21 protein-coding genes are annotated in these 26,259 nt (G+C 42.7%); 15 read left to right on the forward strand and 6 right to left on the reverse strand.

The genetic code is table 11. The annotated features are described in order from the left end of the window. The first annotated feature begins 192 nt into the window (after window positions 1-192). The 3 genes from I3257_RS11070 to I3257_RS11080 are packed head-to-tail and all read left to right on the forward strand — an operon-like array spanning window position 193 to window position 1,582. Window positions 193-387 (forward strand): hypothetical protein, encoded by a 195-nt coding sequence (locus I3257_RS11070; protein WP_238049775.1) that lies wholly within the window; start codon window positions 193-195, stop codon window positions 385-387. A 15-nt stretch (window positions 388-402) separates the two neighbouring features. Further along, the gene (locus I3257_RS11075) at window positions 403-666 is read left to right on the forward strand and encodes a GNAT family N-acetyltransferase (protein ID WP_346014816.1); all 264 of its coding nucleotides are present in this window, start codon (window positions 403-405) and stop codon (window positions 664-666) included. After that, window positions 656-1,582, forward strand: coding sequence for a hypothetical protein (locus I3257_RS11080; protein WP_238049777.1), 927 nt, complete (start codon window positions 656-658; stop codon window positions 1,580-1,582). The genes I3257_RS11075 and I3257_RS11080 overlap by 11 nt, the downstream gene beginning before the upstream one ends. 182 nt (window positions 1,583-1,764) lie before the next feature. On the opposite strand, the gene I3257_RS11085 is transcribed toward I3257_RS11080, so the two are convergent. Beyond that, the gene (locus I3257_RS11085) at window positions 1,765-2,025 is read right to left on the reverse strand and encodes a DUF1289 domain-containing protein (RefSeq protein WP_238049778.1); all 261 of its coding nucleotides are present in this window, start codon (window positions 2,023-2,025) and stop codon (window positions 1,765-1,767) included. Between the two features lie 188 nt (window positions 2,026-2,213). On the opposite strand from I3257_RS11085, the gene I3257_RS11090 reads away from it, so the two are divergent. From I3257_RS11090 to I3257_RS11100, 3 genes are all read left to right on the forward strand, one after another. Further along, window positions 2,214-2,855 (forward strand): YqiA/YcfP family alpha/beta fold hydrolase, encoded by a 642-nt coding sequence (locus I3257_RS11090; RefSeq protein ID WP_238049779.1) that lies wholly within the window; start codon window positions 2,214-2,216, stop codon window positions 2,853-2,855. Between the two features lie 140 nt (window positions 2,856-2,995). Further along, window positions 2,996-4,882: a DNA topoisomerase IV subunit B gene (gene parE / locus I3257_RS11095; RefSeq protein WP_201555228.1), complete on the forward strand. Its 1,887-nt coding sequence runs from the start codon at window positions 2,996-2,998 to the stop codon at window positions 4,880-4,882. Window positions 4,883-5,031: 149 nt separating this feature from the next. Then, a complete protein-coding gene (locus I3257_RS11100) occupies window positions 5,032-5,727 on the forward strand; it encodes a lysophospholipid acyltransferase family protein (RefSeq protein WP_238049780.1) in 696 nt (231 codons plus the stop codon). A gap of 118 nt (window positions 5,728-5,845) precedes the next feature. On the opposite strand, the gene I3257_RS11105 is transcribed toward I3257_RS11100, so the two are convergent. Next, window positions 5,846-6,514 carry an SDR family oxidoreductase gene (locus I3257_RS11105; protein WP_238049781.1) on the reverse strand — a complete coding sequence of 223 codons (669 nt, stop codon included), beginning with the start codon at window positions 6,512-6,514 and terminating at the stop codon, window positions 5,846-5,848. Between the two features lie 304 nt (window positions 6,515-6,818). Between I3257_RS11105 and I3257_RS11110 the strand changes: the two genes are divergently transcribed. Next, a complete protein-coding gene (locus I3257_RS11110; RefSeq protein ID WP_238049782.1) occupies window positions 6,819-8,234 on the forward strand; it encodes a hypothetical protein in 1,416 nt (471 codons plus the stop codon). Window positions 8,235-8,348: 114 nt separating this feature from the next. On the opposite strand, the gene I3257_RS11115 is transcribed toward I3257_RS11110, so the two are convergent. Beyond that, a complete protein-coding gene (locus I3257_RS11115; protein ID WP_201599806.1) occupies window positions 8,349-10,061 on the reverse strand; it encodes a mechanosensitive ion channel in 1,713 nt (570 codons plus the stop codon). A 461-nt stretch (window positions 10,062-10,522) separates the two neighbouring features. On the opposite strand from I3257_RS11115, the gene I3257_RS11120 reads away from it, so the two are divergent. Further along, on the forward strand, window positions 10,523-11,254 hold the full coding sequence (locus tag I3257_RS11120) for an FKBP-type peptidyl-prolyl cis-trans isomerase (RefSeq protein WP_055125408.1): 732 nt from the start codon (window positions 10,523-10,525) through the stop codon (window positions 11,252-11,254). 99 nt (window positions 11,255-11,353) lie between these two features. On the opposite strand, the gene argA is transcribed toward I3257_RS11120, so the two are convergent. Continuing rightward, window positions 11,354-12,676, reverse strand: coding sequence for an amino-acid N-acetyltransferase (gene argA / locus I3257_RS11125; RefSeq protein ID WP_045445754.1), 1,323 nt, complete (start codon window positions 12,674-12,676; stop codon window positions 11,354-11,356). A gap of 516 nt (window positions 12,677-13,192) precedes the next feature. Here argA and I3257_RS11130 point away from each other — a divergent pair. Further along, window positions 13,193-13,780, forward strand: coding sequence for a hypothetical protein (locus I3257_RS11130; protein WP_055125406.1), 588 nt, complete (start codon window positions 13,193-13,195; stop codon window positions 13,778-13,780). A 150-nt stretch (window positions 13,781-13,930) separates the two neighbouring features. Here I3257_RS11130 and I3257_RS11135 read toward each other — a convergent pair whose 3' ends face one another. Beyond that, window positions 13,931-14,947, reverse strand: a complete 1,017-nt coding sequence (locus I3257_RS11135) for a patatin-like phospholipase family protein (protein ID WP_346014815.1) — start codon at window positions 14,945-14,947, stop codon at window positions 13,931-13,933. A gap of 272 nt (window positions 14,948-15,219) precedes the next feature. Here I3257_RS11135 and recG point away from each other — a divergent pair, with 272 nt between their 5' ends. Continuing rightward, window positions 15,220-17,586, forward strand: coding sequence for an ATP-dependent DNA helicase RecG (recG, locus tag I3257_RS11140; protein WP_238049783.1), 2,367 nt, complete (start codon window positions 15,220-15,222; stop codon window positions 17,584-17,586). Between the two features lie 128 nt (window positions 17,587-17,714). Here the strand turns inward: recG and I3257_RS14175 are convergent, their stop codons facing one another. Continuing rightward, window positions 17,715-17,843 carry a hypothetical protein gene (locus tag I3257_RS14175; RefSeq protein WP_264298302.1) on the reverse strand — a complete coding sequence of 43 codons (129 nt, stop codon included), beginning with the start codon at window positions 17,841-17,843 and terminating at the stop codon, window positions 17,715-17,717. A 481-nt stretch (window positions 17,844-18,324) separates the two neighbouring features. Here I3257_RS14175 and I3257_RS11145 point away from each other — a divergent pair, with 481 nt between their 5' ends. The 5 genes from I3257_RS11145 to I3257_RS11165 all read left to right on the forward strand — a co-directional run bounded on the left by I3257_RS11145 (window position 18,325) and on the right by I3257_RS11165 (window position 26,123). Continuing rightward, window positions 18,325-19,653: an efflux RND transporter periplasmic adaptor subunit gene (locus I3257_RS11145; RefSeq protein WP_238049784.1), complete on the forward strand. Its 1,329-nt coding sequence runs from the start codon at window positions 18,325-18,327 to the stop codon at window positions 19,651-19,653. Next, window positions 19,650-22,751 (forward strand): efflux RND transporter permease subunit, encoded by a 3,102-nt coding sequence (locus I3257_RS11150; protein ID WP_238049785.1) that lies wholly within the window; start codon window positions 19,650-19,652, stop codon window positions 22,749-22,751. The genes I3257_RS11145 and I3257_RS11150 overlap by 4 nt, the downstream gene beginning before the upstream one ends. 201 nt (window positions 22,752-22,952) lie before the next feature. After that, window positions 22,953-23,567, forward strand: a complete 615-nt coding sequence (locus I3257_RS11155) for a YceI family protein (RefSeq protein WP_238049786.1) — start codon at window positions 22,953-22,955, stop codon at window positions 23,565-23,567. Window positions 23,568-23,985: 418 nt separating this feature from the next. Beyond that, window positions 23,986-25,023 (forward strand): DUF1852 domain-containing protein, encoded by a 1,038-nt coding sequence (locus tag I3257_RS11160; protein WP_238049787.1) that lies wholly within the window; start codon window positions 23,986-23,988, stop codon window positions 25,021-25,023. A 53-nt stretch (window positions 25,024-25,076) separates the two neighbouring features. Then, window positions 25,077-26,123: a methionine synthase gene (locus I3257_RS11165; RefSeq protein WP_238049788.1), complete on the forward strand. Its 1,047-nt coding sequence runs from the start codon at window positions 25,077-25,079 to the stop codon at window positions 26,121-26,123. Window positions 26,124-26,259: the final 136 nt, after the last annotated feature.

Genomic DNA, 26,259 nt, shown 5'->3' on the forward strand with positions numbered 1-26,259 from the left:
CAATGGTAGTGTGGGTTCGCCCATGTGAGAGTAGGTCATCGTCAGCTCTCTATTCTAAAAGTAAAACCCCCTTTGACTTATGTCAGAGGGGGTTTTCTTTTGGCTGATGTTTTTAAGAATATTTTAATTTATATTGTTGATACGTGATATTGATGCTAAATTAATCAGAACGGTAAATTGTGAGGATTAATAATGCATCGTGATGCAAATATTGGTGATTTGGATTTCATTTACGATCTAATTATGAATGGAGCAAAACAGGGGTTCTTTAATCGAAAATTTCAACAACTTCCTGCTGCAGCACATGGGCTTCGATTAGAGATTTCACTGATTTTAGAAAGTAGAATTCGTCCTAATGGTTTAAAAGCGAGTGGGATTATATATTAGCATAAGGGTCAACCTATTGGTTTTGTGTTGATGTCTGCTGGTGAAAAAAATAAAGGGAATGAACTGTGGATGGTCGCAATTCATAAAGATTTTCAGAAGAAGGGATATGGAAAGAAAATGGTTCAAGGAGTTCTTGATAAATTTAAAGGACTGAATTTGATGCTATTTGCTAGATGTTCACCTGAATCAGAAAAAATGTATCAGTTATTACTTAAGAATGGGTTTGCGCATGTCGAAACTAGTGAAGAAGGCTACCGTGGAATGATTTATGAACTCTAATAACGTTGATCAGAGTGGCGTCTGCTCGATTGATGCTTCATCTCCAACCTCCGTTTGGCAGCAGTGTTATATTTTTAATTACAAAAGTTCATTTTTATCCACAATGAATATAATATTTTTATCTATAGTATTGCTTTTATTATTTTCGCTAGTATCAACTATCATTGGAATTAAAGCCCCTTTACTAAGTTTAAATGAAAATGAAATTCTTTATCTTTTTTCTAATTCCGCTCAAGTTTTAGCTAGTATTTATGGCTTAACTCTTACTGGCTTCATATTTTTTAGGAATGAACTAAGTAGAGAGGAGTTCGAAGATGACACTCTTACAGATGCTGTTGAAAGTCTAAAAAATAGATATTTCAAAATTCTAACTTTTCTAACATTTATTTCAATCGCTACTTTATTTTTATCAAATATTGCAATTTCGGCTCAAAGTAGCTCAAATTTAATATTTATTACAATAATAATAAATGTTGGGCAGTCATTCTTTGTAATCAATCTATGTGTAATCGCGTATTTTATATTTGACGTTATTTCCCCTAAGAGAATACAAAAAGAAAGTAAACTCATTCAGCGTCAAGTTGACCCTATTGATGATAAAGAACAGCAAGGTAGTTTAGAGACTTTTTTGAAAAACTATAATGAGCTTGAAAATATAATTCAAAAATACGGACAAGCATACCAATCTGAATTGGAAGGTAATTTAAATACATCACGAAGAAGAATATCTAATGTGCGTCTTGCTGAATTTATTCTACGAGCTGAAAAAATAGATAGAGGTTTGTTTGAGGAAATAAAGAGTCTTATTACCTTACGAAATACAATAATACATGGGGCAGAACCAATAGTGAGTGAAACCATGGTTGAATCATCAGAAAAAATACTTAAAGAGCTTGCGGAATCTTTGGATGTTTGAATATAACGGAGCAGTTAGAAGAAATTGTAATAGCCTATAGGGTCTTTCTCAACTTAAATTTTGAACAAGAGATCTAATCTTCTGAAAATCCATTAAAAAAAATTTCTTTGAACACTTTAAGGTTAAATGCTTCAGCCTAAAAGCATAAGATAGTTATTATCTTTACACTTAATCTATATCTCTCAAAACAACTCCCCAACCTCAACCACTTCCTCAAAATCAAATCCTAACTGCTCGCCCTTACGCTGTCTCATTTGCTCTATACGCAGCTTACGTCCTGCGATAAGCCTTAGCACCTCGCGTTGCTGCTCTGTCGTCATATCATGCCATCGCTGGCGCTCCGTTCGACTGCGCAGGCAACCAAAGCAATAGCCTTTTTTATTGCTTTGGCAAAGACCAATACACGGATTGGCAATCTCAAACAGCTCAAACTGTTGGTTCATGGCGACTCCATTGCTATTATCGTCATTCCTTTGACTTGCATAAAACTATTATGACAATATTATTATGTCGCAAATACTGACTAATGGTGTGCCGTTTTATCGTTATTATTTTTGTTTAGCGGGTGCTATGCTTAGCGTCACTAGCCTATATAAGATAATCATAACAAAATTAATAAGTGAGATGATACGTGAACTTGATTTATATCCATGGACTGGACAGTGATGCGAACTCTACCAAGGGAATGCTATTAGAAAAATACTGCCAGCGTCACCATCCTGATATCAATGTACTGCGTCCTGATCTGAATAAATCGCCACAAGACGTGTTCGATAAATTGATAAGTTTAGTTGAAGAATGGGGCAGCGATTCAAAAGTTGTGTTCGTTGGTAGCTCATTGGGTGGGTATTTTTCTACCTTGGTAAGCAATCATACAGGCTGTGCGGCTTTACTATTAAATCCTAGTACTCAGCCACATGTGACATTACAGCGCTTTGCTCATGACTTACTGCTAAATAATGATAGTAATGAAGGTCAAGGCGAAGATGAATTGCCAAAGAACCAAATTCTCTATACGACTGCTGGCGGTTGGGATATTACTTCTGCGGATTTGCAATGGTTTGCAGGTCATCAGTTATCAGAAGTTCATTATCCTAAAAAAATTGCTGTATTTATCAAAGAAGGCGATGAGTTATTAAATCCTGAATTGTCTAAAGCCTTTTATCAACAGCAAGGGAGTACGGTTACTTTACAAGCGGGTGGCGATCATCGGTTTAGTGACTTTGGTGAGCAGTTGCCGATGGTGATGGATGTGTTGCAGCAGCTGCTTTAACTTCTCATCAAAGTTTATCCCTACATTTAAATAGACGACATTATCTGACGTAAGCGATTGAGTATTGACCTTAACGCTGCTGTTTTTGGTTATAATGGTTGAATAGAATTAATCAGACATGAATCGTTAAGGATGCATTTGTGAGTCAATATAATGCGCAATCGTTAGAAGTTTTAGAAGGGCTTGAGCCAGTACGTCGTCGTCCAGGTATGTATACCGATACCACCCGCCCGAACCATCTGGCGCAAGAAGTGATTGATAACTCAGTGGATGAGGCGTTGGCGGGTTACGCAAAAACCATCAAGGTGCAACTGCATAGTGATGGCTCGTTGTCTGTCGAAGATGATGGACGCGGTATGCCGACGGATATTCATCCTGAATTTAATCAATCGGGCATTGAGCTGATTTTGACCCGTTTGCATGCCGGTGGTAAGTTTTCGACTTCTAATTATGAAGTGTCAGGCGGTCTGCATGGTGTGGGTATTTCTGTCGTCAATGCGTTATCAACACGTGTTGAGGTGACGGTATGGCGTGATAGTACACAGTTTGATATGGCGTTTGAAAATGGCGCACCAGTTACGCCGTTGACTGAAGCAATCAGCTCAAACAAACGCAAACGTGGTACCAGAGTGCATTTTTGGGCAGATGGTCGCTTTTTTGATACGCCTAAATTTAATGTCAAACAGCTCAAGCACAATCTAAAAGCCAAAGCGGTTCTAGCAGCTGGGCTGACGATTGAATTTGTCGATGATATTAATAATGAAAAGGTGGTTTGGCAGTTTACTGACGGAGTGGTCGAATATCTAAGCGAACAGTTGGATGGTTTAGAAACTTTACCTGAAGCCCCGTTTTATTATAATTACGATGCGAAAGCGGGCGAACGTGCTGCTATTACCTTTGCCTTGTCTTGGTTGCCTGATGGTGGCACGCCGATTCAAGAAAGTTATGTGAACCTTATCCCTACGGCTCAGGGCGGTACGCACGTCAATGGTCTGCGAACGGGTATCTTAGAGGCATTGCGTGAGTTTTGCGATATTCATAATTTGCTGCCGCGTAGTGTCAAGCTAACGGCAGAAGATGTCTGGGATGGGGTGAACTATATCCTATCGCTTAAATTTTCTGAGCCGCAATTTTCTGGACAGACCAAAGAGCGCTTATCTAGCCGCGAAGCTGCTGGGGCAGTACAGACATTGGCAAAAGATGCCTTTAGCCTGTGGTTAAATCAGCATGCCGATATGGGTACTCAAATCGCAGAGCTGGCGATTAATAAAGCTGGACGTCGTCTCAAGTCTGCCAAAAAAGTCGCCCGTAAGAAAATCACGCAAGGTCCTGCATTGCCGGGTAAGTTGGCAGATTGTCGTGGTGATTTGCGTGATGGTGCTGAGCTGTTTTTAGTAGAAGGGGATTCTGCGGGCGGTAGTGCTAAGCAAGCACGCGATCGCCACTATCAGGCGATTTTACCCTTGCGTGGTAAGATTCTCAATACATGGGAAGTGTCATCAGATACGGTGTTATCGAGTCAAGAGATTCATGATATCGCTATTGCTATCGGTGTCGATCCTGCATCTGACGATCTGTCTGAGCTGCGTTATGACAAAGTCTGTATCTTAGCGGATGCGGATTCTGATGGTCTGCATATCGCCACGCTGATTTGCGCCTTATTTGTGAAGCATTTTCCTGCCTTGGTGGATGCGGGTCATTTATTTGTCGCCATGCCGCCATTGTATCGCGTGGATGTGGGCAAAGAGGTGCATTATGCGCTAGATGAGCCTGAGCTTCAGCACATTTTGGCCAATGTGCCGGGCAATAAAAAAGCGCAGATTACCCGTTTTAAAGGCTTGGGTGAAATGAGTGCAGAGCAGTTACGTGAGACGACCATGAACCGTGATACTCGGCGTTTAGTTCAGCTAGATATGGATGACATGGTGCTGACCAATAGCGTGATGGATATGCTGCTGGCTAAAAAACGTGCTGCTGATCGCAAGGTTTGGCTTGAGAATAAAGGCAATTTAGCTGACATATCCTAATGGGCTTGATGGATATGTACATCAATAGCTATATATTTATATAAGTTTATAAACCGGTAAGCTGGCAAGCAATAAAAGCCTATAAAATTCAATTTAGTTGTATAAGCTTAATGTTATTATGTAGGTATCTTTTATTATGTGGTGCCGTCATGACATCAAAGTTATTTAATCGCTCAAAAGCTGATGCTTCTCAGTCTGTAAACTCTAATATATTGCCCAAGCTTAGTAAAAAGCAGCTGGGTAGTTTAGTTCCGAAACGCGGTAATAAAATTGCGCCAGTGATTGCCTCAGCTATGCTAAAAGCTGCGGGTTGGCGTACGGTTGGAGAGATTCCAAATATTTCACAAGCTGTAGTTTTAGCGCTGCCGCATACTTCGAATGTCGATGGGGTTTATGCGATACCCAGTTTATTTGCCTTAGATTTAAAAATCAGTATTATGGGTAAGCATACGTTATTTAAAGTGCCAGTATTTGCTCAGCTATTAAGTTGGATAGGGGTGATTCCCGTTGATCGTAGTGATAAAGGCTCAGTGCTGCAAGCAAGTATTGATAAGTTCAAAACAGGTAAGCCACTATTTTTGGGGTTAGCACCAGAAGGCACTCGTCAATATACTGAAACTTGGAAATCAGGCTTCTATTATTTAGCAGTGGGCGCTGGTGTACCTATTTTGCCAGTAGCGATGGATTACAAAACCAAAGAAATACGCTTTATGTCGTTGGTTTATCCTAGTGGTGATATCGAAGCAGATTTACCAAAAATTTATGCTCAGTATAAAGGGGTGATACCAAGACATCCCGAGCGCTTATCTCAACCATTACAAGATATCAATAATTCAGCTGAATAAAGTTTTTAAATGAGTTATGAGTATCTGTATTATATTAAGACCCCCTGACAGATTAATGTCAGGGGGTCTTTTGTTTGCGATGATGAGTTTTAAGAATGGCTAAAAACTAAGCATTGAGTTAGCTATTAAACGTACTCACCCCGCCATCGACAGGCAAATTCATACCAGTAATGATGGCAGCGTCATCACTGGCTAAAAACATCACAGCGGCAGTTACATCAAATGGTGTCGCTGTCTTCCCTAGTGGAGAGTGGGTAATAAATGGATTTGGGCTGATATCCGTTGCCACCAATCCAGCAGATACGGCATTAATACGTACATTATTTGGTATATTTTCTAATGCCAGCTTCTTTGTAATATCAGTTAAATCCCTTTGCCTAGCTTTATAGGTCTCTATATTCCAGTCTGCTGATATCTCCGTTAGCGTTGACACATTAACGATATTGCCTTGTGTTTTTATCAGTTCTGGAATAACTGACTGATGAATGCCGACCGCAGTATCTATATTGACCATCACATCAATATGTTTATATTTATCGCGTACATGCTCTATTAATCTTGCCGTTTGGGTCAAATCATTAATATCACTGGTTACGGTAAGGTGGTTACCTGTATTGATCCATGTATGATCCTGTGGCAGATCCTCGTAGATGTATTCTAAAATATCGTTATTAATACCAACGATTATACAATTCGCCCCTTCTTGTGCAAATCTAAGCGCCGTTGCACGACCAATATCAGAATCTGCACCTGTTATAATGACAGTTTTTTCTTTAAAGCGCTTCATAACGTTCAATCCTTTTTATTATATGATTGTCATTAAATAATTTTAATAAATGTCTCTAAAAAATGTAATCAAAGGCAGCCCATAAGCGATAAGTTTGACTGCAAATCATGCTACTTTGCTATTATCATAACAACTCATTGCCCTGAAAGCGACTGCATTTAATAAGGCTTATTTTGTTAAGTTTTTCGTCGGTAGCCTGCGTTATAGCAAAAACATTTGCGAATATTCAACATGCTCTAGTGTTATGCTCATCAATAGCAACTTACCATACAACGCGTCCATTCGATAATAAAAGGTTAACACTGTGTCTAACTCATCTATTACCCTATCTGATAATGATTGTCTTGTTAATGAGTTGACCTGCTATTTGCAGAAAGAGGCTGTAGATATTGCTTTGACCAATATGCAGCATCTTGAGCATAAATATGACGCATATTACCGTGCTCAGCAATATCACTATCAATTGCCACTGGGTAACCTATCATTACTTGAGCTCATATTGTATTTGCCTGCTAAAAGTAGTCTGGTCGATATTGAAGCTGCGCGTGTGGCGGTAGTAAAGGCCGCGCTCATATGGCATAAGACATGTCTTGCTCAGCATAAAAATAACGACAACATAAGCCATAATGTTTTAGTTTTTGATATTCAGCTCACCGATAAAGCTGAAGAAATCAATAAAATTAAGATAAATAACCAGCAACGACAATCCCTAAAACGGCTCACTCATGGTTTTGGTGTCAGCTATTTTATGGAAGATTTGGTGGTGGATATGAGCGACAGTATGCAGCAGCTGCAAGTTTTTAGCTGGCATGACTGGCAGGCGATATTAGCAAGCCTACAAGCACCATGCGAGTTATGGCGATTTTTGCATTATCGTTTAGGGCAATTACAGTATTCAGCCAGTAATCATGTCATTAGCTTTGAATCAGAAGCAGATCTAGTCACTCAGTTTTTACATAGCCCTACTTTATTTAGGGACGCTATCGCAGTAGATAATGCACTCATCAAGTACGATGTGCAAGATGAGCCTAATCCTGCATTAGTCGCTATGACGCTTGCCTACAAAAACAAAAGCACGACTGCGCACATGTATCATCAGCATATGGCGCAAGCGGCAGCTCTGTGGTCGCAGCTAAGCACCCAAATGATAGAGATGCTCGATGAAGAAGTACTAGACAATGCTGATAAAGAGACACTAGGAATAAAACGCTGTTATTGGCAACAGCAGCTATTGGACGAGTCTTTATTTTCGCGCCATGAGCTGGTTCGAACTCTATATAGACATCCTAAACAAGGACATAGTTTGCAAAAAGAAGGTTATGTCGTCCATCAGCACTCTTATGAGAGCTTGGGACGGCATTATGTATTAATATTTTATGGACAAGATGTTGAGAGCCAGCACAGTAAACAGGCTATTCAGCCAAACTTAGCAAAGATTGCACAGGATGTTGCGAGCCGCCTGCCAATAGCCGAGCTGCATCATGTGATTGTATTGGGCATTGATTTTATTGACGAGTCTAATGACACCTTTATTGATATCGATTTATGGATTCAACCTGTTGATCCGATGACCCAGCGTGAACGGCAGCTGACCAAGCAACTACAGCGCTTAAACCAACAGCATAAAAAGCAAACGGCAAGTAACTTATCAGCAAGTAAAAATGAGTCAATGCGAATGCAATTAAATTTGAATATACCTGCACGGAAGACCAAGTCCTGAGCATAATATTGTAGCAATGTTTTGTAGCGAGATTTTTTTAGAAAATAAATTTACGCCATAAAAAAAGACAGCCTAGGCTGTCCTTTTTATTCAAAATATATCGTTAACGATGACTTATTTTAAGTCGTTATTATCAATATCAGTAAAGCCTTTATTACTTGGCGCTAGACTTGAACCAGTGTCGATATCGTCATCACTTGTTTCAACGTGAGTGATATCTACATGACCCGTACTAAGATTGCTGGTATCGACACTGCTAGTAGGTAAGTCACTAGTCATTGTACCTGAAGCAGCAGGCGTGTTCTCTCGAACTGAGTCAGCAACTTTTTCTTGTGTACTTGAGCTAGCATGAAGAGCAGATTTCGCTTTAGCTTCTTCACGTTCTTTGTCCATTTTATCCTGCATTTTACGTAGGAAACGTGCAGCGGCTTCTTGACCACCAAGACCAAATGAAAGGGCAAAGGCTACCGCTACGGCACCTAGTGTTAGACCAAATGCTAGGTTAACGATAGAATCAGCAATACCCATCGCTTTTAGACCCATGGCAAGTACTAAACCCATGATTAGTACACGGACGATGTTTGCTAAGAATTGTGAGCCTTGCTCAGAACGCTCAACGACACCTGCAATGATATTGGCAAGCCAGAAGCCAATAAATAGGATAATTGCGCCCAAGATAATGTTGGCACCAAACGCAATAAACATGGCGATAATGGCAGAGATAGGCTCAAAACCTAGCAAGTCAGCGGCGGCAATTGAGGCAAATAACATCGCAAAGAAGATAATCGCATAACCAACAAGGTCAGAAACTCTCTTATCACCCATTGTTTCTTGTAAACCAACTTTCGCAGGCAATTGATTAATCTCAGTGTTTTCGATCAAACCTTTGATGATATTGGCAACCATACGTACCACATAGAAGGTCACGACTAAAATTGCAACTGCCATAAAGATGTTTGGCAATGCTTCCATGATTTTGTTCAGCATGTTTGTCGCAGGACGAGCAATCACTTCAATTTTTAATGCGTTTAATGCAGCAATAATAGTTGGAATGATCACTACTAAAAATGCCAATGAACCAGCGATATTAGGCAAGCTGTTTTTTTCGCTTAAGCCTGCTTTTGTAGCCAGTTCTTGAACATTAAAAGTAGACACAAGGTTGGTCACAATGCCGCGTACCACTTTGGCAATGATATAACCGACGACAAAGACGACACCTGCAATGAGGATGTTAGGGATAAAGCTAAAGATTTTATCAACCATATTCGTCAATGGAGCAAACAAACCATCAAGCTCTAATTTACCTAATACCATCGTCAAGACAACCAACAAGATAAACCAATAAACCATATCGGCAATCGTGCTGCTCATTGGTTTTACACCTGCCTGAGCACTCAAACGCTCATCCATTGACGTTTTCGCCAATGCCGCGTTGATAGCTGTGCGTGCAACGGTAGCCAAGACCCAACCAATAATACCCACAGCGATAGCGCCGATAAGATTAGGAATAAATGCTAAGACTTGATTGACCATATTTGCAAACGGTGTCGAGATTGAGTTCAAATTCAATTGGTTCAGCGCCCCAGAAATCGCGATGATAAAGATAAACCAAAATACAATCTTTGAGATAATACCTTCTAAATCGTAGGTCTTACCTGTTGAAGAGTTCATGCGTTGGTTCAGATTGACTCTAGATAATACATTACGAACCAGTGCCGCGATACCCAGTGCCACTAGCCAACCAATAATAAATATTAAAATAGCACCAATAATAGAGCCGATAGGCCCACCAAGATAACCGTTAAAAGATGTGTACATTGGATTCATCTTATCCTCCTTTAATCATCATACGAAAGCCACTCAACAATATCATCAGTACAGCTATTGTTGAGAGAAACCAATACATAGATGGTTATAATTAATAGTATTTTTAAAGTAAGTTATGCGGTGATATTATAATTTTTGAGTAGGTAACCTTATCAAAAAACGTTGGTTTCCCTCGTGTTGATTACCTTACTGCCAATGTTAATCATCCATGATAAAGACGTACACTCGGTTACTTATCACCTTAACTCATTTAGCTTAGCTGATGTATTAGTGGATTTAAAGATAGAAAGCTTAACGTGTTACTGTATTTGTGTGATAACTTGTTATTATGATGAGAAATATTAACATAGACTGTACATTCGCCCGATAATTTGACGGCAAACATGGTTCCTAAAACTAAGATTTGTTATTATAGGAACATGTGACATCTCGCCACTATCCTTACAATTTGAGAGTACTTTATGAAAAAAATCACTACTTTAAGCGTTGGTGCACTTGCTAGTGCTATGTTGTTGGTAACAGGCTGTAGCACAAATAACGGTAACCAAGAGACCGCTGCTAAAAGCGTTTCAATCACCGAGCAAAGCTCAGCAAATGAAAAAGTAGGTTATAGCTTAGGCTTCATGATGGCTGAAGGTAATAAAGAAGCGGTCGGTGACCTGAATCTTGATACCTTTGAAAAAGGCTTCCGTGATGGTTATGAAGGCAATGAATCAGCATTGACCCAAGAACAAATGCAGGAAGTATTGACGACTTATCAAAAAGAGCAAGAAGAAAAGTTCGTTAAAGACATGGAAACAAAAGCTGGAGAAAACAAAACCAAAGGCGCTGCATTCTTAGCAGAAAACGCTAAAAAAGAAGGTGTCAAAGAAACGGCTTCTGGCTTACAGTACAAAGTTATCACCGCAGGTACGGGTAAATCACCAAAAGCGACTGACGTGGTTGAAGTAAACTACGAAGGTAAGTTAATCGATGGTACGGTATTTGATAGCTCTTATGAGCGCGGTGAGCCAATTGAGTTTCCGTTGAACCAAGTCATCGCTGGCTGGACAGAAGGTCTACAGCTGATGAAAGAGGGCGGCAAATACGAATTTTATATCCCATCAGATATTGCTTATGGTGAAGCGGGTAACGCAGGTATCGAGCCTAACAGCACGCTTATCTTTACGGTTGAGCTATTAAAAGTAAAGTAATACTTAGTACACACCCTAGTGAACCAATGTTAAAAAATAAAATCATAAAAAAGCCCTCATAATATTATGAGGGCTTTTTTATGACTAGAGATTGAGCATCTAAAGAGTTTTTTGAAAGACTTTAGAATTACGACCATTATGGTATTTTTCTTGACGCGATGCAGGTAACGCGCTGGCCTCGACTTCGGCAAAGCCTTGCTCGACGAACCAATGTGCCGTCCGTGTCGTTAATACAAACAACTTGTGCAGACCATGACTGCGTGCTTGTTGCTCTAAAAATGCCAGTAAGTCCGCACCGCGACTACCGCTACGATAATCGGGATGTACGGCGACACAGGCAACTTCTGCTGATTCTGTATCCAATGGATATAGCGCCGCGCAGCCCAAAATCATACCATCACGCTCGATGACACTATAATTATCAATCTCTTGCTCTAAGCGTTCGCGTGAGCGGCTGACTAATATGCCTTGCTCTTCTAGCGGTGATAACAGCTCAATCAGTCCGACCACATCGTCAATATTGGCACGACGAATCTCTTCGTAAGGGTCGTGGCTGATAAGAGTACCAGAGCCATCGCGAGTGAATAACTCTTCTAATAAGGCACCGTCTTTGGCATACGAGATAATATGGGTGCGATGGACACCTTGGCGGCAAGCCAAACTGGCACAATTTAAGAAATAATTGATCTCGCAATTTAAATCACGATCACGTAAGAAGCGATCGACTTCATTGGGAATCATCTCTCTTAGTAAGCGATCATCGTCATTGATGCCTGCTTCTTCACCCAAGAAGATAAGCTTATCAGCACCCAGTGCCACAGCTGCACTGAGCGCCACGTCTTCAGCTAGCAAATTAAAGACTTCACCAGTCGCTGAATAACCCATTGAGCCTAAAATCACAATATGGTCGTGTAGCAGGTTGTTTTTGATGGCTTCAACATCGATAGAGCGCACTTCGCCAGTCATTTGGTAATCGATACCATCACGAATACCGTAAGGACGTGCGGTCACAAAATTGCCTGAAATGGCATCGATGCGTGAACCATACATAGGTGAATTGGCCAGTCCCATCGACAGCTGTGCTTCGAGTTGTAGGCGAATAGCGCCTACCGCTTGTAAAATAGCAGGCATCGCCACGCGCGGTGTAATTCGAATGTCTTGATGCAGTGGGGATGTAATGTCAGCATCTTTCAAGTTCTTTTCGATTTGCGGTCGCGCTCCATGTACCAATACCAGCTTGATACCTAAGCTATGCAGTAGCGCAAAATCATGAATAAGGGTGCTAAAATTTGGATGATTGACCGCCTCACCACCAAACATAATCACGAACGTTTTGCCGCGATGGGTATTGATGTAGGGGGCAGAGTTACGGAACCAATGGACGTATTCAGGGTTGATTTGGGGCATGGCGCTAGTAGTCATAATAAGGGCAATAGTAGTGAGAATAAGAAAAGGGGCGTAGCAAAAAATGCCTATCGCTAAAGAATTACCATAGCAAAAAACGCCGTTATGAGCTATCTTTTATTTCAGTAGTATCAATCAATTTTTATCACTGATGGACGATATACACAACCTCAACACGGGGTTAGTGTACGTACAAACACTTTTTGCTATGCTAAACGCTATTGCTTTACAGGCGATGAACGAAGATAATCAATAAAAATAAAAACTTTATACGATAAGCTGACCAGCTATGACAATATAGACGCCAGCAGCGCTTGCCATTAGCTGTCACTACAATCAGCAGCGATACTAGGTCTGCCAGTACTATAACAGTCGACCATTTATAGTGAGTTATGTTTCTTATAGCATGTTTCTTATAAGTGGGTATGTTCCGTCTAAATTGCGCTGCCTATCAACGATTCAATATATATCAAAAGTCATTCAAGTTTTACCAGCTGCGTTTTACCGACATATTAACCAGGGATAATGAAAACCATGAAAAAAAGTAACCAATTTGCTAGCCCATTTAGTGCTTGGAGCGGACATCGCTTATTCCACGTTGTGGCTGGTACGCTCATCGGTGCGATGGTAGTGACGCAAGCCTCGGCAATGCTACCGACGCCAGAACAAGCCGTCGATAGTTCGGCAGCTGTACAGACCAATGCTACTAAAAGCAGCAACTCGAGTGCACAGGCCGTCAATAGTAAAATTACCGCGTCATTGATTAGCGTTGATGCAAACGGTCAAGAGGTTTTGGCTCCGGTGAATGCTAGTACGCGCCTACAATCAGGTAATGTTTTGGAGTACCAAGGCTATTTTACCAATACCAATGCAGATCGCGTCCGAAAAATGACCGTGACGATGAGTATCCCTGAGCAGGTAGAGTTATTGCGTACAGTATCACCTGAATTTCCATACGGCAGTGCAGACGGCAATACTTTTGCCCGTATGCCATTACGTGGAAAAGTGGATAACCAACTGCAAGAAATTCCATTAAAGTATTATAAAGCGGTACGCTGGGATTTAGAGGGTGTTGGTCTTAATGATACCGTAGTGGTTAAATACCGTGCACGTGTGAAATAAGCCAGTCATTTAGTATTAAGTATTTTATCAGTGTGATTTATTTAATACCGGCTTAATATTCGTTTAATCACAAAAAGCATCACGGCTCGTTGCTGTGGTGCTTTTTTGTGGGTTGTTAACAAGAAATCTTGGTACGCCGTTGCAAGGCACTTAAAGCGTCGCGTATTTTCGGCTAGATTTTTCTTTGATTAATTGCTTGATGGCAGCCATCTGTGCGGTAGTGGATTGCGAGCCTGCAGCTATGAGAGCACGGCGCTGGCTGGTATCTAGTGAGCTGATATGACTGACCGCAGGCGTAATCAGCACATCAGCACGATCTCGTTCACGCTGCATCGATGAGGCACGATTGGCGCTTGGCGGGGCTACGACATTACTCTCCAAAAATCCCCAAAAATTGCTTAATCCGTTGAGGTTTAATTTTTTATCAAGTGTAGAGACACTGCTAATATTGTTAATACCAGTATCTGTCACATCAACGGCAATAACAATATCAGCGCCCAAATCACGGGCGCTATCGACAGGTACTAGGCTGACCACGCCACCATCGATATATTTTTTACCGACCTTTGCGGGAATACGCGGTGCAATAAAAATATTCGGTACGCTACAGGACGCTTGAACGGCAAGCCCCGCATCACCAGTGGTAAAAATGGCTTTTTTCAAAGTATGCTTCTCCGCCGCGACTGCTGCAAAGCGGATAGGGAAATCCTCTATTACTCGTCCATCGACTTTATCGTTGATAAAGTTCTTGAGTTTGATACCCTCGATGACACCTTGGTTGGATAAGACAAAATCTGTCAATTCGCTATCTGTAGTGGTCAGTGCCAGTTGCTCAAGCTGTACTGGTGTGTAACCGCTCGCATATAGGCCACCAACCAAGCTGCCGACGCTGGTGCCAACGATGAGCGTGGGTTTGATACCATTTGCTTCTAGTGCTTTAATCACTCCAACATGGGCGAAGCCTTTGGCACCACCACCGCCCAATACCAACGCAATGTTAGGCTGCGCTATTTCAGATGCTTCAGGTAACGGCTGCGCTGGCGTTAGAGCGCTACAAGCGCTGATAGATAATCCGAGTACGGCAATTAAGCTGGTGCATAGCACTCTCATACTATTTCGCACTCTTAGACTATGAAGAGGTTGTCGATACTGGGCAGGAGGGAACATAAAAACACCTTATAAAATGACCATAATACGGAAAATAAGACATCAGTTATTGATATGATACAAATGAGCCGTTTGACTTTCAGGCTTTTTGACGCAGTATTACTAAATAGCTGAGCATAAGCAATTGTATTGTCAGCTATAATGAAATGAGTCGGTGTTTTGATGTGTCCTATTGATGACAGCTTTTTTATAAAAACTGTCATCATTTACGGTATATTGAAAATACTTGAATGAGTATATGAAAATTAAAAATAATATCGTTAGGATCTTTGATGTCAGTATCGGTGAACGCTTCTTTATCCAGCCCAACAGACCATATAAGGTTTGAGCTGCCACTCTCAGCGCTAGATATGCCAGTGACGGCACTGGCGGGTGTGGGATTAAAAGTCGCAGAACAGTTGGCACAATTGAATATTAAACGAATATTTGATTTATTGCTGCATTTGCCACGTGATTATGAAGATCGTAGCCGACTGCTGTCTATAGCAGAGGTGGGGCACGGGCAGTCTGCGTTAATTACTGGGCGTGTGGTGCACGTCGATACCAAGCGCAGCGGTATGACAGTCGTGGTAGATGATGATACGGGCACCATATCGCTACGGTTTTTTAAGGTTTATCGTGGTCTTGCACAAACCATGAGCTTAGGGACGCAGCTGCAATTATTTGGCGAAGTAAAGGTGAGTCGTTATGGTAAGCAAATCCACCATCCTGAATATCAAATTCTCAGTAGTAATGAGACGGTAGTAAATACCGGTTTGCAGCCTATTTATCCAAGTGTCAAAGGTTTGCATCAAAATAAGCTGCGTACCTTAATTAAGCTGGCATTACAGACGGTTCGCAGTGAAGGCTTACCGATGACGCTGTTTACTCCTACAGACTTTGCAGTCGTGGCTGACTTGCCATTAGCACCTTTTGAACCGGCTAAAATACCGATAACAGAGGCAGAGTATCCAGAAGATATATTCTCGACACTGGCGCGTAGTGTGCCAGATAATACGACTGGTCATAGCGTTAGTAATGTCGATAAAACCAATGTCTATGATGCCAATAATAATACAAACAGTGATATCCATACAGTCGCTACTAGAAAAGTTAATAACAACGTCTATAATCTGACGATATTTGAGGCCTTAGTATTACTGCATACGCCACCGACTTATACCGACGCAGGACGACAATATCAGCTACTCACCCAGTTAAGTGCCCGTACTCATGCAGCATGCCAGCGTTTAATTATTGAAGAATTAACCGCCCATCAGCTCAGCTTGTTATATCGTCGTCAGCAACTGCATCAGCATAAAGCACCCAAATGTGCCACACAAAGTCCGATTGCCGATAAGCTATTTGCCGCATTGCCATTTGATCTAACTAGCGCCCAGCAACGAGTCATGAAAGATATTACGGCTGATATGGCAACGTCCATCCCAATGCTGCGGTTGGTGCAAGGTGATGTGGGCGCGGGCAAGACTCTGGTCGCAGCGGGTGCGGCGGGTTATGCGCTAGATAGTGGCTGGCAGGTGGCTGTTATGGCACCCACAGAAATTTTAGCAGAGCAGCATTTGGTCAATTTCAAACAATGGTTTGAGCCGTTAGGTATCGGTGTCGGCTGGCTTGCTGGGAAACAAACGGCGAAGCAGCGCCGCGAAGCGTTGGAAGCAGTCGCAGAAAACGCTGTGCAAGTGGTCGTCGGTACTCATGCATTATTTCAAGAGCAGGTGCAGTTTGCCAAATTGGGCTTAGTTATTATCGATGAACAGCATCGCTTTGGTGTTGAGCAGCGTATGGCACTGACCAATAAAGGTGTGGCGAATAGCACACCGCATCAGCTGATTATGACCGCCACCCCGATTCCGCGCACGCTCGCGATGAGCGTTTATGGTGATATGGATACCTCGATTATCGATGAATTGCCACCGGGGCGTACGCCAATTACTACGGTGACCATTGACCGTAATCGACGCGATGAAGTCATTGAGCGGATTGCGGTTAATTGTGAAGCGGGTAGGCAAGCGTACTGGGTTTGCTCGTTGGTCGAAGCGTCTAGTGTGCTAGATGCGCAAGCCGCTGAAGCCACTTATGAGGATTTAAATGAGCGCTTGAATATTCGTATTGGTCTTGTTCATGGCAAGATGAAATCCGTTGACAAACAAGCCATCATGCAGGCATTTAAAGCAGGTCAGCTCGACTTGCTAATTGCCACAACGGTCATTGAAGTCGGCGTAGATGTCCCTAATGCGTCGTTAATGGTCATCGAAAATGCCGAACGATTAGGTCTATCGCAATTACATCAGCTGCGCGGGCGAGTCGGGCGTGGCTCAACCAAAAGCTATTGCGTACTGTTATACCAAAAGCCATTATCAGAGACAGGTACAGAGCGCTTAAATGTCCTGCGTGATAGCACTGATGGTTTTGTTATTGCGCAAAAAGATTTGGAGCTACGTGGTCCCGGCGAGTTATTGGGCAAACGTCAAACGGGTAACGTCGGTTATTATTTGGCTGATCTGATACGTGACGAGCAGCTGTTTGCCATTGCTCAGCGTTTAGCCAAACATCTAATTGCAGATCCTACGCGCAAGGCAGATGTCAGCCAACTGATTCACCGCTGGATGCCTGAGGCGAGTCGTTATACTAATGCCTAAGGGGTGTCCTCAATTCAATCGATTATCGTTTAAATGGGCTAAAAATGGCTAAATTAATGGTAAAAAAGAGGACAGCCAACGCTGTCCTCTTCTATTTTTTGACGTAAAGCCATCATTTCGAAACAAAGCTATTTGGCTTTTTTCGACTTTTTCAATGACTTCTTAAGCTCTTTGAGGTCTTTCTTTTTCTGCTTAATTTTTGCTTTGGTATCTTTAATTTCTTGTTTAAGCTTCTTTACGTCTGATTTATTAGCCATGATGGATTCCTTTATTAGTAGAGTTATCTTAATAATGACAAATTACCCCATAAATACAAGTCTAAACTGTAGGGCGTATGTATCATTAATTTTTACGAGTGATTGTTCCAACTATAATGGTCGTATCTTAATTCATTCAATATGACAACATATTTGGTCATTTTTTCATTGGCGGAATAAGTTTTAAGAGAGGAACTTTGCGCGAAGAAGACTTATGCAATGAACTGGGACTGAGCTAGGAATAGGCTGTCTTTTGTCTTTACTTATCGTTCACTTTATAATCTTTGCTACTAATATTTTTATTAAGTTCAATGTCTTGATTACTATCAACAATTGACTCTGTAGATACTTAACACAATTGACCCAATGACGAGATAGTCTACAATGATAAAAGACTATTCTGATAAGCTCTGCCAGCATCATTTTGTTTCCCTTATACTTTTTACGGCGTTAGTACCGTGCTTATTTATAGAGACCGACTATGAGTGATTTTGAACACCCTAATAATAAGCAAGCACCGACTAGCGAGCAAGAAACCAACATTGAGCCACCTCAACCATCTGAGCTACCACCGTATCGCCAGTCTGATACATTGTCTAAAAAAACTTCTTCAAAATTACCGTTATGGTTGTTACCCGTATTGGCAGCCGTGCTTATCATTGGTGTGCTACTTGGAAAGTATTGGGGCGGTAGTGATAAAGCCGCGACCGATGAATCGCCAGTTTCTAGTCGTATTTCAAGTGATGGTGCCACTGCAAGCGCTACGAGTACTGAGCAGGCGGTATTATCAGTAGAGGCGGTCAGCCCAAGCCAAGATGATATTGGTAACACACTCAGTGCTGATGGCACCATTGATGCCAAAGATACGGCGAATGTCAGTGCTAAAGTCAATGGCGTGGCTATCGAGCGTATATTGGTCGAAGAAGGTGATCGCGTCAAAGCGGGTCAAGTATTGGCGATATTTGATACCGATGCTATGGAGCAGCAAGTCTTGCAAGCAGAGGCAGATGTTGCCGAAGCAGAAGCGACGCTTGCCAATGCCAGTGCTGATGCTGCCCGTGTATTGCCATTGATAGATATTGATGCCATTAGTAAACAAGAAGCCGATCGCTATCGCACTGCAAAACTTCAAGCACAGGCTGCGCTACAAGCCTCCAAAGCGCGTCTGAGCACTCAGCGCTTGAGTGTAGATAATGCAACAGTGGTCGCACCAGTCAGCGGTGTCATCAGCGAGAAAATGGCGGAGGTCGGTATGGTTGCTGGTGGCGAGCCATTATTTACTATCATTAAAGGTGGTATTTTGGAATGGCGTGCAGATATTGATCCCAAGCTTGTCGGTGAAGTCAGTGTCGGGACGCCAGTACGGGTGAGCTTACCAGATGGTGATACGGTAATGGGGAAAGTGAGCCGCATAGCACCAACGGCGGACAACAACCGGCAGATTACCATCTATGCGAGCTTGGCAGCCAATGCAAAAGTACGGGCAGGTATGTATCAAACGGGTGAGTTCCTATTAGGCAGTGCCAGTACGCAAACGGTACCCAATAGCGCTATCGTCAGCAACGATGGCTATGATTATGTGATGCTAGTAACCAATGTGACGACTCAAGATGGTCAGACCATGGGTCGTATCAAGCAACAACGAGTGACATTGGGCGAGCGACTTGGCGAAAATGTGGCAGTGCTAGAGCCATTGCCTAGTGACAGTCAAATTGCCAAACAAGGCGGCAGCTTTTTAAATGATGGAGATTTGGTGCGTATCGTTGATGGTGTTAGCCAAGCGAGTACAGCAGCGCAGGCACAACCATGAGTTTAAATGTTTCTGCTTACTCGATAAAAAATCCTTTAGTTGCCATTTTGCTATTCATACTACTGACGTTAGGCGGTATTTATGGCTTTATGAAAATGAAGGTGCAGCAGTTTCCTGATATTGACTTACCTGCAGTCGTGGTCACGGTGACTTTACCGGGTGCCGCGCCATCACAGCTCGAAAACGACATCGCAAAAAAGATAGAAAACAAGCTCACCAGTATTGAGGGCATCAAGCATATTCGCACCACGTTACAAACGGGTGCTGCCACCATGGTCACAGAGTTTGTGTTAGAAAAGGATATTCAGGAAGCGGTCGATGATGTGCGCTCGGCAGTAGGCGAGGTACGCGGCGATTTGCCTGCCGCTGCCAATGACCCTATTATTACTAAAGTTTCAACCGCAGGATTCCCCGTTGTCACTTATTCTGTGGCTTCTGAAAACATGAATGTGGAAGACTTGTCTTGGTTCGTCGATGATACGGTCACCAAGCGTCTTTCTGACATACCGGGTGTCAGTACGGTGAGCCGTATTGGTGGTTTGCAGCGTGAAATTACCGTCGCAGCTGACCCGATTACCTTGAGTGGTCTTAAGCTCTCTATCACACAACTATCCAATCAAATCATGGGTATTCAGCAGGACAGCTCTGGTGGTGAAGCAGAAGTGGGCAAAACCACCCAGACGATTCGTGTCCTTGGTGCGGTGGAGCGGGCAAGTGAGCTCAATGATTTACAAGTGGCAATCCCAGCAGGCGGCACGCAAGCGCTTGGACGTATGGCACAAATCACAGATGGCGCGGCTGACCCAAGCTCTATTGCTAAGCTTGACGGGCAAACGGTGGTGGCATTTAACATCACCCGCTCGCGTGGTGCCAGTGAAGTCGAGGTCATGGAGCTGGTTGATGCAGAGCTTGCCAAGCTGTCAGCCGATGTAGGTAATATCACTATTGAAAAGGTCTATGATCGGGCAACGCCCATCGCTGAAGATTATCAAGCTTCTTTACGGATGCTGATCGAAGGTGGTCTGTTAGCAGTCGTCGTTGTATTCTTATTTTTGCGCAATATTCGGGCAACTATAGTTGCTGCTGTCGCCTTGCCATTATCAGTGATTCCCACCTTTTTAGGTATGTACTTATTTGGCTTTAGCCTCAATATTATATCTTTGTTGGCATTGTCGTTAGTGATTGGTGTATTGGTTGATGATGCGATCGTCGAGGTCGAAAACATCATACGGCATTTACGCATGGGCAAGACACCGTATGAAGCAGCGATGGAAGCGGCTGACGAGATTGGCTTGGCGGTAGTCGCGACCACCTTTACTTTGATTGCCGTGTTTTTACCCACCGCCTTTATGGGCGGTATCGTTGGACAGTTTTTCCGTCAGTTTGGCTGGACGGCTGCATTATCGATTTTTGCGTCTTTGATGGTCGCGCGCCTTATCACACCGATGATGGCAGCGTATATATTGCGACCAGAGAAAAAACACGTTGAGAAGCAAAGCGCGCTGATGGGTTGGTATCTCAAAATAGTAGCATGGACACTGCATCATCGCTGGCTGACGATGGGTGCAACTTTAGTGTTATTCGTGGCGTCACTGATGCTTGTCAAATTACTACCAACATCGTTTATTCCTGATAATGACATTGACCAAACTCGTGTGGCGATTGAGTTGACACCTGACGTTGCACTGGAAGACACAGAGCGCGTTGCTGCGCTGGCAAGTGAGCGTATTTTAGCAATGCCTGAAGTCACCAATATTTTTACCTCAGTCGGTGAGGCTCAGGCTAGCATGGACTCAAACTCTAGTGGTGGCAAAGCCGAAAATATAGCAGGTCTAGACATCGTGCTAGCACCACGTGCAGAGCGCGGCTCTAAGCAAGAGATTGAACGTCAAATAAGTAGTTTGTTGGCAGAAGTCCCAGGCGCGCGCTTTACCGTCGGTTTGTCGAGTGGTGGAGAGAGTGGTTACAACTTCTCTATGACCAGTACCAATCCGCAATTGCTTGAACAAACCGCTCAGCAAATTATGTCAGAGATTCGAGGGCTGCCCAGTGCTGGCTCCGTGACCAGTGACCGCAGTTTGCCGCGTCAAGAGTTAACGGTGACGCCAGACAGACTGGCGATGGCGGATAAAGGTGTGACCACGCAAGACATAGCTACGACGTTACGAGTGGCGACGGTGGGTGACTATGAGCAGCGTTTATCCAAGCTCAATTTGGATACGCGGCAGATTCCTATCGTCATTCGTCTACCAGATGTTGCCAAGCAAAATGTCAGTCAATTAGAAGGTCTATATGTACCGAGCTCGTTACCAGCAGGACAGGGTGTACGTGTGGGTGAAGTCGCGTCATTAGACTTTGGCACTGGGCCTGCGCAGATTAGCAGGCTCGATCGGGAACGCGCCATCAGTATCACGGTGCAACCTGCGAGTGGCGAGCTTGGAGATTTGGTACAAGCGGTTAAATCAGTACCTGCCATGCAACAACTACCGCCTTCCATTACCATTATTGACCAAGGTCAAGCAGAAAACATGGCTGAGCTATTCAGCGGTTTTGTGATTGCGATGTCGGTCGGTGTGGTTTGTATTTTAGGCGTACTTATTCTATTGTTTGGGCGTATATTGCAGCCTTTTACCATTTTGATGGCATTGCCTTTATCGATAGGCGGCGCTTTTGTGGGCTTGGTTATTACCAATAGCAGTCTTTCTATGCCATCGATGATCGGCTTTATTATGCTAATGGGTATTGCCACCAAAAACTCTATCTTATTGGTCGATTATGCACTGATTGCACAGCGTCGAGGTTTGGCGCGTTTTGAGGCTATTATCGATGCTTGCCGCAAGCGGGCGCGTCCTATTATTATGACCACCATTGCGATGGGCGCGGGGATGTTGCCCTTAGTCTTCGGTTGGGGTGATGCCGATCCAACCTTCCGTCGTCCGATGGCCGCTGCGGTATTGGGTGGTCTGGTGACTTCGACGTTATTAAGCCTTGTGGTGATTCCAGTGGTTTATACTTTGATGGATGATTTGTCAGGATGTTTTGCTAAATGGCTTGTACCTAGTGGCAAAGAGCAGACAACGACAGATAGCAAAGTATAATTTAACGGATTTATTTGATCATACTTATGACATAGCGTTAGCAGTGAGAATGCTCTGTCTAAAATAGACGAGCCTATATTTATTGATTAAGTATGGGCTTGTTGTCATTATATAAGAGAGTAATTATAAGAGCACAATCACAAGAGCACAGTCACAAAGGATGTGATTGCTCTATCATTTATATAGCAAAGGAGTGTTACTATGAATCAAATGTCCCTCTCGACAGTCATACTGTCCTCGCGGAAGCCGCTACTAGCCTTAAGCATAAGCATGTTAGGTATCGCCAGCAGTCAGGCGATGACTTACGATATTGATCCCACCCATACCAATGTACGCTTTGCTATTGACCATTTTAATACCTCTACCAACACAGGTGGCTTTTATAATATCACTGGACAGCTAGATTATGACCCAGCGGCTCAGACCGGTAATATCTCGCTAGTAATTCCTCTGAATAGCCTAAATACAGGCAATACGGCATTTGATATCACACTAAAAAGCGCAGATTTTTTTGATATTGAGCAGTTTCCACTGGCGCAATTTGAGTCTACCAAATGGTATTTTACGACTGATGGTAGTGGCTCAAATGTCAGCAAGGTTGATGGTATGTTGACACTACATGGCAAGACTAATCCCATTACGCTGACGGCTACCAAGTTCAATTGCTACTTAAATCCAATATTAAAAAAACCAGTTTGCGGTGGGGATTTCACAACGACCATTGATCGAACGAAATGGGGCATCAGTAAATATACGTTATTGGGTATTACTAAAGAAGTTCAGCTAAATATTCAGATTGAAGCGGCAAGGCAGTAGTTTAACAGCGTTAAGGTTGAAAAAATCTTAAAAATTTTATCGCTGATAAAATCAATAGAAAGCAATTCTCTATTTATATTATCAAAAAAGGGCTGAGACTTAGAAAATAAGTTTTGGCTTTTTTAATGAGAGAATCCTTAGATTCGTTAGTTAGTTTATCGAAATTTTCTTTATGCTTTCACTAGCGTAGCTCATTTTTCTACAGGCTTATTTTTTGCTGAATGATCCTATCGAGCAAGTCATAAAGTCTCCGCTATCCAATCTAATGTCATACCATAACTCCATTAACATGAATTATATTCATCTTATATTTAAATAGTATCGTTTTTATTCATGTAATAGTTTAGGTATGATTCACCTCATACACAAATTTGGTTTTATCTCAAATAATGAGAGTAGATTAGGGTAGCGGATTATCATGAGTAAAGAATTTAGTTGTGCCATTAAGCGCATTCGTTTTGATGAAAACTATCATCCTGCAAATAGCACGCGTCTCACGACGAACTTTGCGAATTTGGCGCGTGGCGAGCATCGTCAAGAGAACTTAAGCAAAACGTTAAGAATGATAAATAATCGTTTTAATGCATTGGCACATTGGGATAATCCCACCGCAGATCGTTATTCTGTTGAGGTTGATATTATTTCTGTCGACATGGATGTGGCAGGAAATGGCGATACTTTCCCTATCATCGAGATGCTGCAAACAACGATTTTGGATCATAAAGAAAACACCCGTATTGACGGTATGATTGGTAATAGTTTCTCATCTTATGTGCGCGATTATGACTTTAGCGTGGTCTTATTAGACCATTTCGATAAACATCCATCATCTGCGCCACCAGTAGATTTCGGTGACTTACATGGCAAACTGTTTCAGTATTTATTGAATTCAGACGCTTACCAAGCTAATTTCACCAAGAAGCCTGTGATTTGCTTGAGTGTTTCCACCAGTAAAACCTATCAACGTACGACCAATCAGCACCCTGTATTGGGCGTTGAATACAAACAAGATGGCTGCTCTTTGAACAAAGGGTCATTAACCGATGAGTACTTTTCCAAAATGGGCTTAACCGTTCGCTACTTTATGCCTACGGGTAGCGCCGCGCCATTAGCGTTTTATTTTGCGGGTGACTTGCTGAGCGATTACGCCGATCTTGAGCTGATCAGTGCGATTAGTACCATGGAGACGTTTCAAAAAATCTACCGACCTGAAATTTATAATGCCAATTCGGCAGCGGGTCAAGTGTATCAACCCAGCTTGAAGTACCAAGATTATTCCCTAACGCAAATCGTCTATGATCGCGCAGAGCGTAGTCAGATGGCAGTGACACAAGGTAAGTTCACCGAAGAGCAGTTCATCAAGCCATACCAAACCATTCTTAATGAGTGGGCAGCAAGCTATGATGTAAATGAGCACGCGGCAGAAGCATGTGCGAATAAAGAATACGCTGCCTAAACACGCTCAATCTGGCTGAAATGAGAATACCAATAAATAAGAAGATGAATCGTATGACAATATTATTACCGACACAAAAATTACTACCGACATCAACCGCAGGCAGCTTACCGAAACCTTCTTGGCTTGCAGAACCTGAAAAAATTTGGTCACCTTGGGCATTAGAAGGTGAGCAACTGCTTGAAGCCAAACAAGACGCGCTACGTTTGACATTGCAAGAACAGGTACATGCAGGCATTGATATTGTCAGTGATGGCGAGCAAACTCGTCAGCACTTTGTGACCACCTTTATTGAACATCTAGATGGCGTCGATTTTGAGAAGCGCGAGACCGTGCGCATTCGTAATCGTTATGATGCCAGTGTGCCTTCAGTCGTTGGCGCGGTAAGCCGTCAAAAGCCTGTATTTGTTGATGATGCTAAGTTTTTACGTGCGCAAACCGATCAGCCAATCAAATGGGCACTGCCTGGTCCGATGACCATGATTGATACCTTGTATGATGGTCATTATAAAAGCCGTGAAAAATTGGCGTGGGAATTTGCTAAAATCTTAAATCAAGAAGCCAGAGAATTAGAAGCGGCTGGGGTGGATATTATCCAATTCGATGAGCCTGCATTTAATGTGTTCTTTGATGACGTCAACGACTGGGGTATCGCTACGTTAGAGCGTGCCATTGAAGGTCTAAAGTGTGAAACGGCGGTGCATATCTGTTACGGCTACGGCATCAAAGCCAATACCGATTGGAAAAAGACGCTGGGCTCAGAGTGGCGTCAATATGAGCAAGCGTTTCCTAAGTTGCAACAGTCGAATATTGATATTGTCTCTTTAGAATGTCAAAACTCACATGTACCGATGGATTTGATTGAATTGATCCGCGGTAAAAAAGTGATGATTGGTGCCATTGACGTGGCAACCAATACCATTGAAACCCCTGAAGAAGTGGCTATTACGCTACGTAAAGCCTTGCAATTCGTCGATGCGGATAAGCTGTATCCTTCGACCAACTGCGGCATGGCACCACTATCGCGCCAGGTGGCACGAGGTAAGCTGCAAGCATTAAGTGCTGGCGCGGCAATTGTGCGTCAAGAACTGACCGCTTAGGATTTATTAAATAAACTGATGCAAAATTTAGCTTTTATAGGTTGGGTTTTTAACCCCGCCTATACTAGCTTGTTTAAACTCATGATTGACCTCAGTTATCAATGAACTTAAAGATTTAAAATTTAGGAGTTAAGTC

It is taken from the genome of Psychrobacter sp. Ps7, from assembly GCF_022129225.1.
Lineage (GTDB): Bacteria > Pseudomonadota > Gammaproteobacteria > Pseudomonadales > Moraxellaceae > Psychrobacter > Psychrobacter immobilis_A.

Excerpts from the sequence above, each read along its gene's own strand:
- I3257_RS11070 (WP_238049775.1), top strand. The coding sequence starts at position 193 with ATGCATCGTGATGCAAATATTGGTGATTTGGATTTCATTTACGATCTA.
- I3257_RS11165 (WP_238049788.1), top strand. The coding sequence starts at position 25,077 with ATGACAATATTATTACCGACACAAAAATTACTACCGACATCAACCGCA.
- I3257_RS11135 (WP_346014815.1), bottom strand. The coding sequence starts at position 14,947 with ATGTTCCCTCCTGCCCAGTATCGACAACCTCTTCATAGTCTAAGAGTG.
- I3257_RS11150 (WP_238049785.1), top strand. The coding sequence starts at position 19,650 with ATGAGTTTAAATGTTTCTGCTTACTCGATAAAAAATCCTTTAGTTGCC.
- recG (WP_238049783.1), top strand. The coding sequence starts at position 15,220 with ATGTCAGTATCGGTGAACGCTTCTTTATCCAGCCCAACAGACCATATA.
- I3257_RS11145 (WP_238049784.1), top strand. The coding sequence starts at position 18,325 with ATGAGTGATTTTGAACACCCTAATAATAAGCAAGCACCGACTAGCGAG.
- I3257_RS14175 (WP_264298302.1), bottom strand. The coding sequence starts at position 17,843 with ATGGCTAATAAATCAGACGTAAAGAAGCTTAAACAAGAAATTAAAGAT.
- I3257_RS11160 (WP_238049787.1), top strand. The coding sequence starts at position 23,986 with ATGAGTAAAGAATTTAGTTGTGCCATTAAGCGCATTCGTTTTGATGAA.
- I3257_RS11085 (WP_238049778.1), bottom strand. The coding sequence starts at position 2,025 with ATGAACCAACAGTTTGAGCTGTTTGAGATTGCCAATCCGTGTATTGGT.
- I3257_RS11120 (WP_055125408.1), top strand. The coding sequence starts at position 10,523 with ATGAAAAAAATCACTACTTTAAGCGTTGGTGCACTTGCTAGTGCTATG.
- I3257_RS11155 (WP_238049786.1), top strand. The coding sequence starts at position 22,953 with ATGAATCAAATGTCCCTCTCGACAGTCATACTGTCCTCGCGGAAGCCG.
- I3257_RS11100 (WP_238049780.1), top strand. The coding sequence starts at position 5,032 with ATGACATCAAAGTTATTTAATCGCTCAAAAGCTGATGCTTCTCAGTCT.
- I3257_RS11115 (WP_201599806.1), bottom strand. The coding sequence starts at position 10,061 with ATGAATCCAATGTACACATCTTTTAACGGTTATCTTGGTGGGCCTATC.
- I3257_RS11105 (WP_238049781.1), bottom strand. The coding sequence starts at position 6,514 with ATGAAGCGCTTTAAAGAAAAAACTGTCATTATAACAGGTGCAGATTCT.
- argA (WP_045445754.1), bottom strand. The coding sequence starts at position 12,676 with ATGACTACTAGCGCCATGCCCCAAATCAACCCTGAATACGTCCATTGG.
- I3257_RS11080 (WP_238049777.1), top strand. The coding sequence starts at position 656 with ATGAACTCTAATAACGTTGATCAGAGTGGCGTCTGCTCGATTGATGCT.
- I3257_RS11130 (WP_055125406.1), top strand. The coding sequence starts at position 13,193 with ATGAAAAAAAGTAACCAATTTGCTAGCCCATTTAGTGCTTGGAGCGGA.